14 protein-coding genes are annotated in these 16,643 nt (G+C 58.6%); 2 read left to right on the top strand and 12 right to left on the bottom strand.

The window, feature by feature from the left end; genetic code table 11:
* Positions 1-95 precede the first annotated feature (95 nt).
* The 5 genes from ROR01S_RS15885 to ROR01S_RS15905 all read right to left on the bottom strand — a co-directional run bounded on the left by ROR01S_RS15885 (position 96) and on the right by ROR01S_RS15905 (position 5,135).
* Positions 96-803, bottom strand: coding sequence for an ABC transporter ATP-binding protein (locus tag ROR01S_RS15885; RefSeq protein ID WP_004859262.1), 708 nt, complete (start codon positions 801-803; stop codon positions 96-98).
* Positions 790-1,626: an ABC transporter ATP-binding protein gene (locus tag ROR01S_RS15890; RefSeq protein ID WP_064359673.1), complete on the bottom strand. Its 837-nt coding sequence runs from the start codon at positions 1,624-1,626 to the stop codon at positions 790-792. The genes ROR01S_RS15885 and ROR01S_RS15890 overlap by 14 nt, the downstream gene beginning before the upstream one ends.
* Positions 1,619-2,452, bottom strand: coding sequence for an ABC transporter permease (locus tag ROR01S_RS15895; RefSeq protein ID WP_004859268.1), 834 nt, complete (start codon positions 2,450-2,452; stop codon positions 1,619-1,621). Before ROR01S_RS15895 ends, ROR01S_RS15890 begins: the two co-directional genes overlap by 8 nt.
* Complete coding sequence (locus tag ROR01S_RS15900; protein ID WP_004859271.1) at positions 2,452-3,465, bottom strand: ABC transporter permease; 1,014 nt, start codon at positions 3,463-3,465, stop codon at positions 2,452-2,454. Before ROR01S_RS15900 ends, ROR01S_RS15895 begins: the two co-directional genes overlap by 1 nt.
* A gap of 101 nt (positions 3,466-3,566) precedes the next feature.
* Positions 3,567-5,135, bottom strand: a complete 1,569-nt coding sequence (locus ROR01S_RS15905; protein WP_064359674.1) for an ABC transporter substrate-binding protein — start codon at positions 5,133-5,135, stop codon at positions 3,567-3,569.
* A 212-nt stretch (positions 5,136-5,347) separates the two neighbouring features.
* On the opposite strand from ROR01S_RS15905, the gene ROR01S_RS15910 reads away from it, so the two are divergent.
* Positions 5,348-6,043 carry a GNAT family N-acetyltransferase gene (locus ROR01S_RS15910; RefSeq protein ID WP_064359675.1) on the top strand — a complete coding sequence of 232 codons (696 nt, stop codon included), beginning with the start codon at positions 5,348-5,350 and terminating at the stop codon, positions 6,041-6,043.
* Positions 6,044-6,317: 274 nt separating this feature from the next.
* Here ROR01S_RS15910 and betA read toward each other — a convergent pair whose 3' ends face one another.
* Genes betA through betI form a run of 3 tightly spaced genes read right to left on the bottom strand, consistent with a single transcriptional unit; the run spans position 6,318 to position 10,092 of the window.
* Positions 6,318-8,000, bottom strand: a complete 1,683-nt coding sequence (gene betA, locus ROR01S_RS15915; RefSeq protein ID WP_064359676.1) for a choline dehydrogenase — start codon at positions 7,998-8,000, stop codon at positions 6,318-6,320.
* Positions 8,001-8,014: 14 nt separating this feature from the next.
* The gene (gene betB, locus ROR01S_RS15920; protein ID WP_004859284.1) at positions 8,015-9,487 is read right to left on the bottom strand and encodes a betaine-aldehyde dehydrogenase; all 1,473 of its coding nucleotides are present in this window, start codon (positions 9,485-9,487) and stop codon (positions 8,015-8,017) included.
* Between the two features lie 11 nt (positions 9,488-9,498).
* A complete protein-coding gene (gene betI / locus ROR01S_RS15925; RefSeq protein WP_004859289.1) occupies positions 9,499-10,092 on the bottom strand; it encodes a transcriptional regulator BetI in 594 nt (197 codons plus the stop codon).
* A gap of 128 nt (positions 10,093-10,220) precedes the next feature.
* Between betI and ROR01S_RS15930 the strand changes: the two genes are divergently transcribed.
* Positions 10,221-12,254 (top strand): choline transporter, encoded by a 2,034-nt coding sequence (locus tag ROR01S_RS15930; RefSeq protein WP_004859293.1) that lies wholly within the window; start codon positions 10,221-10,223, stop codon positions 12,252-12,254.
* A 75-nt stretch (positions 12,255-12,329) separates the two neighbouring features.
* On the opposite strand, the gene ROR01S_RS15935 is transcribed toward ROR01S_RS15930, so the two are convergent.
* From ROR01S_RS15935 to ROR01S_RS15950, 4 genes are all read right to left on the bottom strand, one after another.
* Positions 12,330-13,115 carry an SDR family oxidoreductase gene (locus tag ROR01S_RS15935; protein ID WP_004859296.1) on the bottom strand — a complete coding sequence of 262 codons (786 nt, stop codon included), beginning with the start codon at positions 13,113-13,115 and terminating at the stop codon, positions 12,330-12,332.
* 35 nt (positions 13,116-13,150) lie between these two features.
* The gene (locus ROR01S_RS15940) at positions 13,151-13,948 is read right to left on the bottom strand and encodes an SDR family oxidoreductase (protein ID WP_004859298.1); all 798 of its coding nucleotides are present in this window, start codon (positions 13,946-13,948) and stop codon (positions 13,151-13,153) included.
* A gap of 64 nt (positions 13,949-14,012) precedes the next feature.
* Entirely contained in the window at positions 14,013-15,080 is a 1,068-nt protein-coding gene (locus tag ROR01S_RS15945; RefSeq protein WP_015584935.1) for an ABC transporter permease, read from the bottom strand.
* 17 nt (positions 15,081-15,097) lie between these two features.
* Positions 15,098-16,642, bottom strand: coding sequence for a sugar ABC transporter ATP-binding protein (locus tag ROR01S_RS15950; RefSeq protein WP_032716849.1), 1,545 nt, complete (start codon positions 16,640-16,642; stop codon positions 15,098-15,100).
* Between the last annotated feature and the right edge of the window lies 1 nt (position 16,643).

Consider the following 16,643-nt stretch of genomic DNA (forward strand, 5'->3'; position numbering starts at 1 on the left):
TTTCCCGGATAGCGGCGCGATGCGCCTTATCCGGGTTACCCGACCGCACGACCCCGTAGCCCCGGTAAGCGCAGCGCCACCGGGGAGTTTCCCCGCTATCCCGCCATCCGGTGTTCACCTTTCACCAGCGCCTCGCGATCGAAGAAGCGCTGAATGACTCCCTCGGCCATAAATGCCGCCCGATCCGACATATGTGCAATCACATCGGCATCATGACTGACCAGCAGATAGGTCATGCCGTGCTCCTGCTTCAATCGGTTCAACAAATTGAGAATTTCCGCCTGTACCGACATATCCAGCGCCGAGGTAGGCTCATCTAACAGCAGGATCTGCGGGCGCAGCAGCAGCGCGCGCGCAATGGCCACGCGCTGGCGCTGACCGCCGGAAAGCTGATGCGGATAACGACGCGCGGCGTCGGCGGGGAGCCCCACCTGTTCCAGCGCGGTATCGACCCGCTGCCGGATGGCGTCGAGACCGTGGATTTTCAGCGGTTCGGCCAGGGTACGCCACAGCGTATGGTTGGGGTGCAGAGAGGCATAGGGATCCTGAAACACCATCTGCACGTTGCGGCGCAGCTCGCCCTGAAAACGAACGCCGGGGGCTATCGCTTTGCCAAACAGCTGAACGCCGCCGCGCCACTCGCGCTGTAGTCCGGCGAGAACCCGCAGAATCGTCGATTTCCCGCAGCCGGAAGCGCCGATCAGGCTGAAGGTTTCCCCGGCCTCAACGCTGAAGCTGGCGGCGGACACCGCCGTTTTTTCCGCAAAAATGACCTGCAATGCATCGAGATTAACGACTGCCATGCGCCGCCTCCGTAAAGTCCAGTGTTCTGTCGAGAGTGGGCAGCATCTGGCCGTAGGTGCTCGCATCGGGACGACAGGTCCACAGCGTACGGGTGTAGGGATGCGTGGCCTGAGGTAGCTCGCGGGCGTGCATCTCATCGACCTGCGCCCCCTGGTACATCACCAGTACCCGGTGGCAATGTTGCGCCACCAGCGGCAGATCGTGGCTGATCAGCAGCATCGCCATTTGCCGCTGCTCGCACTGTTCCACCAGCAGTTCGAGGATCTGATTGCGCAGGCGGGAATCGAGCGCCGAGGTCGGCTCGTCGGCAATCAGCACCTTCGGGTTGTTCAACAGCGCAATGGCGATCATCACCCGTTGCCCCATCCCGCCAGAGAGTTCGCCGGGGTAGCGGCTGAGTACGGGTAAATCGAGGCCGACGGCGGCAACGGCGGCTTTCACCGCCTCCTGCCGCGCGCGGCGGCTCAGGCGCTGATGCAGCGTTAATGCCTCTTCCAGCTGTGCCTGAATGGTCTGTACCGGATTCAGCGCATAGCGCGGATCCTGCAGCACCATGGCGATATCGTTGCCGCGCAGCGCGCGCCAGCGGCGATCGTTGAGGGTCAGAAGATCGTGTCCCAGCACGTTCAGCGTTTCTGCGCTGACCACGCCCGGACGACGCACCAGTCCCATCAGCGCGCGGGCGGTCATTGATTTGCCGGAACCGGATTCGCCCACCAGCGCCAGCCGCTCGTTGCCGAGCGTAAAGCTGACGTTATTCACCACCCGGGCAGAGGGGTAGTCGATGCTTAACCCCTGAACGGTGAGTCGGGTATCAGTCATGTTGCGGCTCCAGAACATCGCGCAGGCCGTCGCCCAGCAGGTTAAAGGCCAGGCTGGCTATCAGGATCACCGCCCCGGGCGCGGCGGCAATCCACCACTGATCGAAAATGACCTGCATTCCGTCGGCGATCATCGCCCCCCATTCCGCCATCGGCGGACGCGCGCCGAGACCGAGGAAACCGAGCCCGGCGGCGGCGAGAATAATGCCGGCGAGATCCAGCGCCAGGCGCACGATGGCGGAAGGCAGGCACAGCGGTAAAATATGGCCAGTCAGCAGCCGCCAGCCGCGAATGCCCATCATTTCCGCCGCGGCCAGATAATCGCTATGGCGCAGACGTTGAATTTCGCTCCGCGCCTGGCGAGCGTAGGCGGGCCAGGTGGTGAGCGCCAGTGCCAGCGCACCGTTAACCAACCCAGGCCCCAGCATGGCGACAAAGGCAAAGGCGAGGATCAGCCGCGGCATTGACATCACCACGTCGGTAAATCGCATCAGAATACGCTCCAGCCAGCCGCCGTAATAGCCGGAAAGTATCCCCACCAGCAGACCGGCGGGGAGCGTAATCAGCGTGACTAACGCCACCAGCCCCAGCGCCGGGCGCGCGCCGTAAATCAGGCGAGAGAGCAGGTCGCGGCCATAGCTGTCGGTGCCGAGCCAGTGCCGGGCATCGGGGCTTTGCAGGCGTGCCGCGGCATCCTGCCAGTTGGGATCGAGCGGCGCCAGCCACGGCGCGAACAGCGCCACCAGCAGGAGCAGCGCGATGACGATCAGCCCGAAAAAGGCGGCGGGGGAGCGACGCAGACGACGCAAAAACAGATAAGCCGGCATCAGCGTACCCTCGGGTCGGTCAACCGCACCAGCAGGTCGGTGAGATTGTTAATGAACACAAAGCTGGCGCCAATCAGCAGCGTACCGCCCATGATCGCCGTGGTATCCCCGGCGAACAGCGCGGTAGTCAGGTAGCGGCCAATTCCCGGCCATGAGAAGACGGTTTCCGTCAGCACCGCGCCTTCCAGCATCGAGGTCCAGGCCAGGGCGATGACCGTCAGCAGAGTGCCGCGAATGTTGGGGAGTACGTGCCGCAGCAGAATCGTCATTTCGCTGGCCCCTTTGGCGCGCGCCAGCAGGATGTACTCTTTATTCATCTCGCTGAGGCAGGCGGAACGCGTCAGACGGGTGATGCTGGCCAGCGAATAGTATCCCAGCAGCAGCACCGGCAGCAGCAGATGGCCAATGGCGTTTTTGAAGGCCTCTTTATCGCCAGAGAGCCAGGTATCAATCAGCACGAAGCCGGTTCGCGGTTCGACGGTATATTGATAGATATCGTCCAGTCGCCCGGGGCCCGGCGTCCACTGCAATTTGGCGTAGAACAACGCCAGCATCAGCAGCCCGAGCCAGAAAATGGGAACCGAGTTGCCGATCAAGGTCAAGGTGCGTACCGCCAGATCCCACGGCGAACCGGCGTAGCGGGCGCACAGCACGCCGGCAATCACCCCGAACAGCGCCCCGACGATCAGCGCCAGGGTGGCCAGTTCGAGGGTGGCGGGAAAGGTGGCGAGCAGGTCGTGCAGCACCGGCTGGCCGGTGGAGCTGGCCGTGCCGAGGTCGCCGTGGGCAAGGTTAACCAGATAGTGCCAGAACTGCACCGGCAGCGGGCGATCGAGCCCGAGCTGGTGGCGAACCTGATCATAGGTCGACTGGCTGGCATGATCGCCGACGATTTGCAGCACCCGATCGACAGGTGAAAACGCGGAAAGCGCGAACGTGACGAGCAACAGCCCAAAGAGCGTGAGTAGCAGGGTAAGCAGCCCCTGAAGCACGCGCGTGGAAAGATGTGGCATGGGAAGTCTCTTCATACCGGGAGGCGGCTTCGCCTTACCCGGCCTACAAAAAACGAGAACCCGGGCCGGGTAAGCGCAGCGCCACCCGGCAACAAGGGAAATTACTTGGTGACGTTATCGTACCAGACCATATCGGCGTTGAGGCCCTGCTGATAGCCTTTGACGTTATCGCGGACCACGATCTGCGTTTTCCCTTGGTCAACAAATACATACGGCGAACTTCGCTGCAGCTCTTCCTGCATTTTTTTGTACAGATCGAGGCGTTTTGCCGGATCCGCTTCGGCGACCGCCGCCTGGGTTTCTTTATTTAGCTGCGGGATCTGCCAGCCGTTGAGACCGGCAACGGTGCTGGATTTACCATCATTCCACGCGAAGGCGCTGGCGTTGGAGTGGGCGTCAAAATAGTCCGGGATCCACAGGCGAATAGCTGCCTGGTGCTGCTTCGCGCGCACGCGGGCATACACCTGGCTGCCCGCTGCCGGCAGCAGGTCAATCTTCACGCCGCCCTGGGCAAAGCTGGCCTGCATCGACTGGGCGATAGTAATGAACGGCGGTTTGTTCTCGACATCAAGAGTGAAGTGCGCGTCCTTAATGCCCGCTTTGGCGAGAATCGCTTTGGCCTTCTCCGGGTCAAATTTGAACGGATTATTATCCAGCGCGCCCGGCAGACCAACCGGCAGGAAGCTCTGATGCACAAAATACTGGCCTTTAAGCAGATCTTTGGTGATGCCGTCGTAGTCCACCAGCCAGCGCGCGGCTTCCCACAGAGCCGGGTTTTTCAGCAGCGGGTTAGCGCTGTTGCCGGTGTTGAATGCCAGGTAATTCTGCTCGGCGGAGGGAATGCTCAGCACGTTAACGCCGGGTTTCCCCTGCAGGGCGGCTATCTGATCGGCGCCGAGATCGCGGGCGATATCGGCATCACCCTGTTGAATTAGCAGGCGGCGAGAGGCCGGATCGGGGACGTTTTTAATAATGATGTTTTTCAGCTTCGGCGCCCCGGTAGGCGAGCTGTTGTTGGCCTCCAGCACGATGGCCTGATGCGGCTGATAGACGCGCATTTTGAACGCGCCGCTGCCCGCCGAGTGCATTTTCAGCCAGCTGTTACCGAAATCGTTATCTTTGACGTTCGGCGCCACCAGCTTTTCATCCACGATGGAGGCGATCGGCGTGGAGAGGATATTCAGCGCGACCGCCGGACTGACGTCAGCGGTCCAGTGCAGCTGCAGCGTATGGTCATCGACCTTTTTCAGCTGGCTGGCGATGTTGTCCGGCTGCCAGCCGAGGACGTTGAGGATAAACGCGGGGGACTTATTCAGCGTCACCGCGCGGGTATAGGAGAAGATAATGTCTTCCGGACGCAGCGGGTTGCCCGAGGCAAATTTGGCATCGGGCTTCAGCTTGATGGTCAAGGTTTTCGCCGCCGGGTCGGCCTGCCAGCTTGCGGCCAGAATTGGGGTGATTTTTTCAGGGTTGTCGCGATCTGGCTGAACCAGGCGCTGGTAGAGACTCGGTACCGTCTGAATGCTGGAAAGCTCATTGGCTTCTGCCGGGTCGAGGCTGACGATGTCGTCAAGACCCTGGGCAACGACCAGGGTGGAGGGCGGTGTCGCGGCATGGACGGCGGCGGAGAGTGCGGTCAGCACCAGTAAAGACAGCAGTTTTTTGGTCATGTGCAATCCCTGAAAAAATGTTGTTTTGATTATTTATGCTTCGCTACGTTAGGCCGCTTCCCCGCAGTCGTAAAGTCAAAATATGGATAAGCTTATGCTTAAAAAGAATAATTCATAGCGCTGGGTTATTAATGAAAAAAAGCGGCGGCGCGCTTTTTGTCCGCCGCGCTTCTTGATATAACAATTTCATTACAATTCAACGGGGTGCGGGCATGCCGGAAATCAATCAATATGGTCAGGTGGTGAATGATGTTGTCGCAGACTGGCAGGGGGCCAGGATCCTGAAACGCACGCCGTTAAGCGGGCGCTTTTGCCGGCTTGAGCCGCTGGAGGTGCAGCGCCATGCCGCCGATCTGTTCGCCGCCTACGCGTTGGGAGATGAGAGCGACTGGACATGGCTGGCCAGCACCTGTCCGGCAAGCGTGGAAGCGACGACCCACTGGGTGGCAGGTAAAGTCAACGATGATGCGCTGGTGCCGTTTGCGGTTATCGATCTGCAGACCGAGCGGGCGGTTGGGCTGGTTAGCTATATGGCCATCGATCGGGCAATGGGGACCGTTGAAATCGGCCATGTGACCTGGTCGCGGAAGATGAAGAACACGCCGCTGGGCACGGAAGCGGTATGGCTGTTGCTGAAAAATGCCTTCGGGCAGGGCTATCGCCGGCTGGAGTGGAAATGTGATTCGATGAATATTGCCTCACGACGGGCCGCGGAGCGCCTGGGTTTTACCTGGGAAGGGTGTCTGCGGCAAAAAATGGTGCGGAAAGGGCGCACCCGCGATAGCGACCAGCTGTCGATTATTGATAGCGAGTGGGCGGCGCGGGATGCGGCGCTGCGCGCATGGCTGGCGGCGGAGAATTTTGATAATGAAGGGAGACAGCTGAAGCGGCTGGAGGATTTTCGCTGATTGCAGCCAGCGGACAAAGTGCGTGCATCGGGAATTGCCCGGCGGCGCTTCGCTTGCGCGGGCCTACCTCCAGTCAGTCAATCTTTCTTATTCACAAATACGGCGGCGCTTCGCCTGCATGGGCCTACCGGCGCAGTGCCGGTAGGCAGGTAAGGGCTTCGCGACAAACAGGGGCGGTAGACTGATTCTACGGAACAGACTCGCTGTCGTAGGCCGGGCAAGGCGTCAGCCGCCGCCCGGCAGAGATGTCAGAACACGAGCCCGAGCAGGCTTGCTATCCCTTAACAGCGGCCTGACGACGCACCGGCGCGCCGTTCGCCACATAATAGCGCGCCGTGCTGCGCGGCAGCGGCGCGCGGCCGCGAATGGCATCGGCTATCTTCTCGCCAATCATGATGGTGGTGGCGTTGAGGTTGCCGGTGATGATCTGCGGCATAATCGACGCATCCACTACCCGCAGCCCTTCCAGACCGTGAACCCGCCCCTCGCCATCGACCACCGCCATTTCGTCATAGCCCATTTTACAGGTCCCGCAGGGATGGAAAGCGGTCTCGGCGTGATTACGCACGAACTCATCCAGCTCGGCATCGCTCTGGCACGCCAGACCCGGGCTGATTTCCCGGCCGCGATATTTATCCAGCGCCGGCTGGTTCATGATGTCGCGGGTGATGCGGATCGCGTCGCGGAACTCCTGCCAGTCCTGTTCGCTGGACATATAGTTGAACAGAATTGCCGGATGCTCATGCGGGTCGCGTGATTTCAGGCGCACATGGCCGCGGCTGGGCGAACGCATGGAGCCGACGTGGCACTGGAAGCCGTGCTCTTTCACCGCATTCGAACCGTTGTAGTTAATCGCCACCGGCAGGAAGTGATACTGAATATTCGGCCACGCAAACGCCTCCCGGCTGCGAATAAACCCGCCCGCTTCAAACTGGTTGCTGGCGCCGATGCCGGTCCCGCCGAACAGCCATTCAGCGCCAATTTTCGGCTGATTCCACCATTGCAGCGCCGGATAGAGCGACACCGGCTCCTTGCACTCGTATTGCAAATACATCTCCAGGTGGTCCTGCAGGTTTTCACCGACGCCGGGCAGGGCGTGCACCAGCGGGATATCAAACTGGCGTAGCAGTTCGGGATCGCCGACGCCGGAACGTTGCAGAATCTGCGGCGAAGCGATGGCTCCCGCGCAGAGCAGCACTTCTTTACTGGCCGTTGCTTTTGACGGCGCGGTGCTATCGCCCTCCAGCCACTCCACGCCTACCGCGCGCTTACCGGCAAAAATAATATGGTCGGTCAGCGCATGGGTGCGAATCGTCAGGTTTGGGCGCGCGCGGGCCTGGTCAAGATAGCCGCGGGCGGTACTGGCCCGGCGTCCCTGCGGGGTCACGGTGCGATCCATCGGTCCGAATCCCTCCTGCTGGTAGCCATTGAGATCGTCGGTGCGCGGATAGCCGGCCTGGACACCGGCTTCCACCATGGCATGGAACAGCGGATTATTATTCTGCTTCGGCGTGGTGACGCTCACCGGGCCATCGCCGCCGTGGTAGTCGTTGGCGCCGATATCGCGGGTTTCCGCTTTGCGGTAGTAGGGCAGACAGTCAAGATAGCTCCACTGCTCAAGCCCCGGCGCGGCGGCCCAGTTGTCGAGGTCCATTGCATTACCGCGGATGTAGCACATGCCGTTAATCAGCGACGAGCCGCCGAGCCCCTTGCCGCGACCGCACTCCATGCGCCGGTTATTCATATGCGGTTCGGGTTCGGTCTCGTAGGCCCAGTTATAGCGTCGGCCCTGTAGCGGAAAAGCCAGCGCGGCGGGCATCTGGGTGCGGAAATCAAAACGATAATCCGGGCCGCCGGCTTCCAGCAGCAGGACGGTGGTATGAGAATCTTCCGTCAGTCGTGTCGCCAGTACGTTGCCGGCAGAGCCGGCACCAATAATGATGTAGTCAAATTGCAAAAATGACCTCCTGGTTAAAATATGGATTGAAACTGACCCATCTCAACCTGGATGGATTTCACCTGGGTGTAGCTCTGGAGCGTCATCACGCCGTTTTCGCGGCCGATACCGGAGTGCTTATAGCCGCCGACCGGCATCTCCGCCGGGGACTCTCCCCAGCTGTTGATCCAGCAGATCCCGGCCTCAAGCTGATGAATGATGCGGTGGGCGCGGTTTAAATTCGCCGTCACCACGCCGGCGGCAAGGCCGTATTCGGTGGCGTTGGCGCGGCGAATCACTTCTGCCTCATCGTCATAGGTCAGAATCGACATCACCGGGCCAAAGATCTCTTCCCGTACGATGGTCATATCATCGCGGCAGTCGCTAAATACCGTGGGGGCGACCCACGCGCCGCTGGCGAAGTCATCGCCTTGCAGCACACCGCCGCCGCACAGCAGACGCGCCCCTTCCTGCTTACCGCTGGCGATATAGCGCAGGACATTTTCGCGATGCGGGAAGCTCACCAGCGGACCGAAGTTGGTTGTTTCCTCAAACGGGTCGCCGGGACGAATCCGCGCCACGCGGGCGAGAATTTTTTCCTCGAACGCCGCTTTAGCCCGCGTCGGAACAAACACCCGGGTACCGTTGGTGCAGACCTGGCCGGAGCTGTAGAAGTTGGCCATCATCGCGATATCGGCGGCGAGGTCGAGATCGGCATCGTCGCAGACAATCAGCGGCGACTTGCCGCCCAGCTCCATGGTCACCTCTTTCAGCGATGAGGCGGCGGAGTTGGCCATCACTTTTTTGCCGCTGGCGACGCCGCCGGTAAAGGAGATTTTGGCAATGTCCGGATGTTCGGTCAGGTACTGCCCGGTTTCGGCGCCGATGCCCGGCAGGACGTTAAATACGCCGTCCGGCAGGCCGGCTTCGCGGTAGATTTCCGCCAGCTTCAGGGCGGTGAGCGGGGTGACTTCACTCGGTTTAAAAATCATGGCGTTACCGGCGGCCAGCGCCGGAGCGGATTTCCACAGCGCGATCTGAATCGGGTAGTTCCAGGCGCCGATCCCGGCCACGACACCGAGCGGCTCGCGGCGGGTATAGATGAATGAACTGTCGCGCAGCGGGATCTGACTGCCTTCGAGCGCCGGGATCAGTCCGGCGTAATACTCCAGCACATCGGCGCCGGTGACGATATCGACATGGGCGGTTTCGCTCAGCGGTTTACCGGTATCCAGCGTCTCCAGCCGCGCCAGTTCGTCGTTACGCTCGCGCAGAATATCCACCGCTTTGCGCAGGATACGCGAACGTGCCATGGCGCTCATCGCCGCCCAGATTTTTTGCCCTTGTTGGGCGCTCTTTACCGCCCGGTCGACATCGTCGCGACCCGCGGCCTGGACTGTCGCCAGTACTTCCCCGTTGGCAGGGTTGAGGGTCTCGAAGGTTTTCCCGCTGGTGGCAGGGACGTAACCACCGTGGATATAAAGCTGCTGTTCGGCCATTCGGGACATGGTTTCCTCCATTATTGAGACGTCGGTGGCAGATACTGGCTGATGAAATGGTCGGCGAGCGTTTCGGCGCGGGCTTTATCGAGCGGTTTACCGCTCAGCGCCGCGCGTAGCCACAGTCCGTCGATTAAGGCGGCGAGACCATAACCGGCCTCCTGCGCCTGCTGGCGCGGCAGCTCGCGCTGAAATTCATAGACGATGTTCGACAGCAGACGTCGGCTGCAGACCTGCTGCAGACGGTAGAGCATCGGTTGATGCATGCTGCTGGCCCAGAAGGCGAGCCAGGCTTTCATCGCCGCGCTGCTTATCTGGCTGTCGTCGAAATTACCCGCCACGATGGCCCGCAGCCGCCGTTCGGCGCTGGCGCCCGGCAGCGCGTGCAAACGGCTCAGTACCGCCAGCCGGAGCTGGCCGGTGATGTCGCGCATCGTTGCTTCCAGCAGACCGTTCTTATCCTTGAAATAGTGACTAATGATGCCGGTCGATACGCCCGCCCGTCGGGCAATTTGCGCGATAGTGGCATCGTGCATTCCCACCGCGTTTATCGCCTCGAGGGTGGCGTCAATAAGCTGCCGCTGGCGTATCGGTTGCATCCCCAGTTTGGGCATTTCCTTGGTTCCATTCATCAGATTTGTTTATCTATTAAAGCGGTTTTTGATTGGACGTTCAATATAAAATGTGTCTTAATTGTTGCGGCTTTGGATTTTAATAGTTACAAAAACAGTGAGGATACTGGATGACAGACCTTTCGCCGAGCAGAGAAAAGGACAAAATCAATCCGGTGGTTTTTTATACTTCCGCCGGACTGATTTTGTTGTTTTCCCTGATGACTATCTTCTTCAGCGATTTTTCCGCGGCCTGGATTGGCCGTACCCTGAACTGGGTTTCAACGACTTTTGGCTGGTACTATTTGCTGGCGGCCACGCTGTATATCGTGTTTGTGGTCTGCATTGCCTGCTCGCGCTTCGGTTCGGTGAAGCTCGGGCCTGAGCACTCCAAACCGGAGTTCAGCATGCTGAGCTGGGCGGCGATGCTGTTTGCCGCCGGTATCGGTATCGACCTGATGTTCTTCTCGGTCGCCGAACCGGTCACCCAGTATATGCAGCCGCCGGAAGGGGCCGGGCAGACCATGGAGGCCGCGCGTCAGTCGATGGTCTGGACCTTGTTCCACTACGGGCTGACCGGCTGGTCGATGTATGCTCTGATGGGTATGGCGCTAGGATACTTTAGCTATCGTTATAATTTACCGCTCACCATACGCTCCGCCCTCTATCCCATTTTCGGTAAAAAAATCGATGGTCCCATCGGCCATAGCGTGGATATTGCGGCGGTGGTCGGGACCATTTTTGGGATTGCCACGACGCTGGGGATCGGGGTCGTACAGCTTAATTATGGTCTGAACGTGTTGTTTGATATTCCGGATTCGCTGGGGGCGAAAGCGGCGCTGATTGTCCTGTCGGTGATTATTGCCACGATTTCGGTGACCTCCGGGGTCGATAAAGGGATTCGTATTCTCTCCGAACTGAACGTGGTGCTGGCGCTGGGGCTGATTCTGTTCATCTTGTTTATGGGCGATACCGAGTTTCTGATGAACGCGCTGGTGCTGAACGTTGGCGACTACGTGAACCGCTTTATGGGCATGACCCTCAACAGCTTCGCTTTCGATCGCCCGGTCGAGTGGATGAACAACTGGACGCTGTTTTTCTGGGCCTGGTGGGTTGCCTGGTCACCGTTTGTGGGGCTGTTCCTGGCGCGTATCTCGCGCGGGCGCACCATTCGTCAGTTTGTGCTGGGGACGCTGATTATTCCGTTTACCTTCACCTTACTCTGGCTGTCGGTCTTCGGTAACAGCGCGCTGTACGAAATTATTCACGGCAATGTCGCCTTTGCCGAAGAGGCGATGGCTCATCCGGAGCGCGGCTTCTATAACCTGCTGGCCCAGTACCCGGCCTTTACCTTCAGCGCCTCGGTCGCCACCATCACCGGGCTGCTGTTCTATGTGACTTCCGCTGACTCAGGGGCGCTGGTGCTGGGGAACTTCACCTCGAAACTCAAAGATATCAACAGCGATGCGCCGAACTGGCTGCGTATCTTCTGGTCGGTTGCTATCGGTCTGCTGACCATCGGAATGCTGATGACCAACGGGATTTCGGCGCTGCAGAACACCACGGTGATCATGGGGCTGCCGTTTAGTTTCGTGATCTTCTTTGTGATGGCGGGGTTGTATAAATCATTGAAGGTCGAAGATTATCGCCGCGAGAGCGCCAGTCGCGATACCGCCCCGCGCCCGCTCGGCGTGCAGGATCGACTGAGCTGGAAGAAACGCCTGTCGCGGTTGATGAACTATCCGGGAACCCGCTATACGCGTCAGATGATGGAGACGGTGTGCTACCCGGCGATGGAGGAGGTGGCGCAGGAGCTTAAATTGCGCGGCGCCTATGTGGATCTGAAAAGTTTACCGCCGGAGGAGGGGGATAATCTGGGCCATCTCGACCTGCTGGTGCATATGGGCGATGAACAGAATTTTGTCTATCAGATCTGGCCGCAGCAGTATTCGATTCCGGGCTTCACCTACCGGGCGCGCAGCGGTAAATCGACCTACTATCGTCTGGAAACTTTCCTGCTGGAGGGCAGCCAGGGCAACGACCTGATGGACTACAGCAAGGAGCAGGTGATCACCGATATTCTCGATCAGTACGAGCGTCACCTGAACTTTATCCATCTGCACCGGGAAGCGCCGGGGAACAGCGTGATGTTTCCCGGGATGTAGGCGGCGGACGGTGGAGTGAGGAAAAAGGCGCCCTGTGGGCGCCTTTTTTCGAGCGAATGTCGCGATATGCGCGGCTTACCAGCAGATAAATCCGCCATCAACGACCAAATCAACGCCGGTACAAAATGAGGCGGCGTCGCTGGCGAGAAACAGAGCCGGCCCCGCCATCTCTTCAACTTTTGCCATGCGCTGAATGGGCGTCTGGTTTTCAAATTCGCGAGTCTGATGGACCATTTCAGGACGGGTATTCATCGGCGTCGCGGTGTAACCCGGGCTCATTGAGTTGACGCGAATCCCTTTGCCGACCCACTCCATGGCAAGGCTTTTAGAGAGATGAATCACGCCGGCTTTGGCGCTGTTGTAATGCGCCTGTTCTAGCCCGCGGTTAACGATAATTCCCGACATCGAGGCAATATTAATAATCGAGCCGCCGCCGGATTCCAGCATCAGTTCCGCTTCCGCTTTACAGGAGTTCCAGACGCCGGTGAGATTGATATCAATAACCCGCTGCCACTGTTCCGTCTCCATCTCCAGCGCCGGGTTGGCGTTGGCGATACCGGCGGCATTGACGGCGATATCGAGACGGCCGAAGCGACTTTTGGCCAGCGCGACGCCAGCGCGAAGATCGCTTAGCTGGCGCACATCCCCGGTATAAAAGCAGGCTTCGCCGCCTATCGCTTCAATATGACGCACGGTTTCGGCAAGTCCCCCGTCTTCGCGCAAATCGAAACCGACGACGCGCGCGCCCGCGCTGGCGAGCCCGTAAGCAATCATCTGGCCAATACCACTGCCCGCGCCGGTGACAAAGGCAACGCGGTCCTGCAGGTTAAACAACTGTTGAGCAAAATCTTTTGCGATCATAGTGATTACTCTTCTGGTCAAAACCCTGGCGGGTATTAAGACATGATTAAGCCGCCGTCGATGTTAATCGTCTGCCCGGTGAGATAGCGCGCATCGTCAGAGGCGAGAAAGGCCACCAGTCCGGCAACATCCTCCGGTTTCCCCGCCCGTTTCATCGGTATACCTTCTACCCATTCCGCCATCAGCTCGCCTTTGCCATAGCGCTTTTGTTCATTGCTGAGAATTTCGCCCCACACCCGGTCGTTGTAGTCCCACATTTCACTTTCGATAATTCCGGGGCAGAAGGCGTTGACGGTGATGTTCCACGGTGCCAGCTCATGAGCCAGGCTTTGCGTAATGCCGATAACGCCCATTTTGCTGGCGGCGTAATGCGGGGTGTAGATAAAGCCCTGGCGCCCCTGACCGGACGAGGTATTGATTAAACTGCCGTAGTTCTGTTTGACCATATATTTGGCCGCTTCGCGACAGCACAGCCAGACGCCGGTTGTATTCACGGCCAGCACTTTTTCGAAATCGGCTTTTGGCATACGATCGAAATAATCGATGGTGATCACTCCGGCGTTTTGAATAGAGACATCAATGGTGCCGAAGCGGGCTGCGGCCTGTTCGTACAGGGACTGAACCTGGGCTTCATCGGTGACATCAATCTCCAGCGACAGAATATCGGCCTGATAACGTTGGCGTAAGGTTTCTGCGGTTTCATGGACGCGCGGTGCATTAGAGACCATCACCAGCCTGGCGCCATCGCGTGCAAAGCGTTCGGCGATGCCGGCGCCAATACCACGGCAGGCTCCGGTAATGACGATGGTTTTATTGTGAAAATTTCTGTGCATACTTTTTTCCCTTTAGCGAAGCCGGGCGGTTACGCCCGGCGGAAGAATCGGTGCTATGCGTGAATTAACTGGATGCCGCGCCGCTGGGGTGAACCGTCGCCAGCTTTTCTTCGTGGCGGCGCATGAGAATGACCTTGTTCTGTAGCTTCTGCTGGAACTGATCGACGACGACGGCGGTGACGATGACCACGCCTTTAATCACCATCTGCCAGAAATCACTGACCCCCATCATCACCATTCCGTCGGCGAGGAAGACGATCACGAAGGCGCCAATAATCGACCCGGTCACCCGGCCGCGACCGCCCGCCAGCGCGGTCCCGCCGAGAACGGTGGCACCGATCGCATCCATTTCGAACATGTTGCCGGTCATCGGGTGCGCGGTTTGCAGCTGTGAGGCGACAATCAGCCCGACGAACGCGGCGCAGAGTCCGGAGAAGGCATAAACAAAGATTTTGGCCTTAACAATCGGGACGCCGGCCAGACGGGCCGCGGACTCATTGCCTCCAATGGCGTAGATATAGCGGCCCAGCGGGGTTTTCGTGGTCAGCCAGTAGCCCAGCAGCAGAAAAGCGATCATCAACCAGATCGGCAGATAAATTCCCAGGACGGTACCGGAGCCGAGAGTGGAGAAACCGGTATTGCCCAGCGCTTCCATGCCGTTGAGATTGGGGTAAGTGCTACCGTCGTTAAACAGCAGGGCAGAACCGCGGGCGACGTACATCATTCCCAGGGTACAAATGAAGGGCGCCACGCCAAAGCGGGTGATCACGGCGCCGTTAACCAGCCCCACCAACACGCCAAAGATAGCCACGCACAAGATGACTTCCGGTACGTTGAAGAAGATGACGCTACCGTTCCATAGCGGCAGCCCGTTGGTCAGCAGGGCGCCGGCCACCATGCCGCAAATCCCGGCCACGGCGCCGACTGAAAGGTCGATTCCCCCGGTCAGAATGACCAGCGTCATCCCGATAGCCAGCAGGCCGGTAATGGCCACATGCTGGGTCATGATCAGCAGATTCGACGTCGTCAGGAAATTCGGTACCATCACGCTGAAAAACGCAACAACCAGCAGCAGAGCGATAAACGTTCTGGCCTTCAGCAGGTACATATAGATCATATATTTCTGGTTCATGATGGGTTCCAGCCTGATTAATCTTGAGGTGTTGAAGCCGCGATTAATTTTTCGCGGGTGACCGCATGACGCGGTAAATCAGCGGTAATACGGCCATCGGCCATCACCAAAATACGATCTGCCAGAGCCATCACTTCATCCAGCTCTGACGAGGAGAACATCACGGCCAGCCCCTGTTGCGCCATTTTGCCAATCAGGTGATAAACGTCCGTTTTGGCGCCCACGTCGATGCCGCGCGTGGGTTCATCCAGAAAAACGACCTGCGGCTGCGTCATTAACGCTTTCCCCAGCACCACTTTTTGTTGGTTGCCGCCGCTCAGAGAGGTGATGGGGAGCTCGGGATCGCTCACTTTGATGGCAAGCTGCTGAATCATCTCTTTAACGCTGTCATGCTCTTTATGCGGATTCAGCCATTGCCAGGCGCGGCGAAACCCCTGAAGACTGAAATCGGAGAGCGTCATATTGGATTGAATGGACATCATCTGCACCACGCCTTCGCCCTGTCTGTCTTCCGGTACCAGCGCCAGCCCTTTTTTGAGTCTGGCCTGAAAAGGGGCCCTGCCGATGTTTTCACCGTTGAGATGGATGCTGCCATTCTGGCACGGCATCAGGCCGACCAGTCCTTTAAATAGCTCGGTACGCCCGGCGCCCAGCAGGCCGTAAATGCCGATGACTTCCCCTTTACATAAGGTAAAGGTGACATCATTAAGTTTGTAACCGCCGCTATGGTGCAGCGCGGTCAGACCGTCCACCGCCAGCACCGCTTCGCCTTTGGGGGCCGGTTGATAGTCGAAATGCTTTTTCTTATCGCCGACCATCTGTTCAATGATCCACGGGATGCTGGCATCGCTGACGGTCCGTTCGCTGATAAAACGGCCATCGCGGAAAATGGTAATGTGGTCGCCAATTTCCATCAGTTCTTCCAGACGATGGGAGATATAGATGATGGTGACGCCGCGCCGTTTAAGCTGCCCGATAACATTGAACAGGACTTTGACTTCAGACTGGCTGAGGGCGGAGGTGGGCTCATCCATAATCAATACGCGCGTATCTTTGGACAGGGCGCGCGCAATTTCGACCAGCTGCTGGTGGCCAATACCCAGTTCCCCGAGCGGAGTGTAGGGATCAACATCAAGCTCCAGTCGTTCCAGCAGTGATTTAGCCAGTTCGTATTGGTATTTTTCGTTGATCCTTCCTTTCTGGAAAAACTCATTAGCCATGAAAATATTATCCATGACATTCATATTCGGGAATAAATTCAGCTCCTGGAAAATAATGCTGATACCCTGTTTTTCAGCCTGGTGAGTCGAATTTAATGAAACGGGAGAACCCTCGAGAATAATTTGTCCGGAGGAAGGCGTTTCGACACCGGCAAGCATTTTCATCATGGTGGATTTGCCCGCACCATTTTCTCCGATCAGAACGTTGACTTTATTTCGATAAACCCGGTAGTCGACGTTATCTAAGGCGATAACGCCTGGGTAAACGCGAGATAATCCGCGGGTTTCGATAATAACTTCAGCTTCGACTGGTTGGGGAGTGACGATTTCTTGCGCTGACATC

This window comes from Klebsiella ornithinolytica NBRC 105727 = ATCC 31898, from assembly GCF_001598295.1.
Classification (GTDB): Bacteria; Pseudomonadota; Gammaproteobacteria; order Enterobacterales; family Enterobacteriaceae; genus Klebsiella; species Klebsiella ornithinolytica.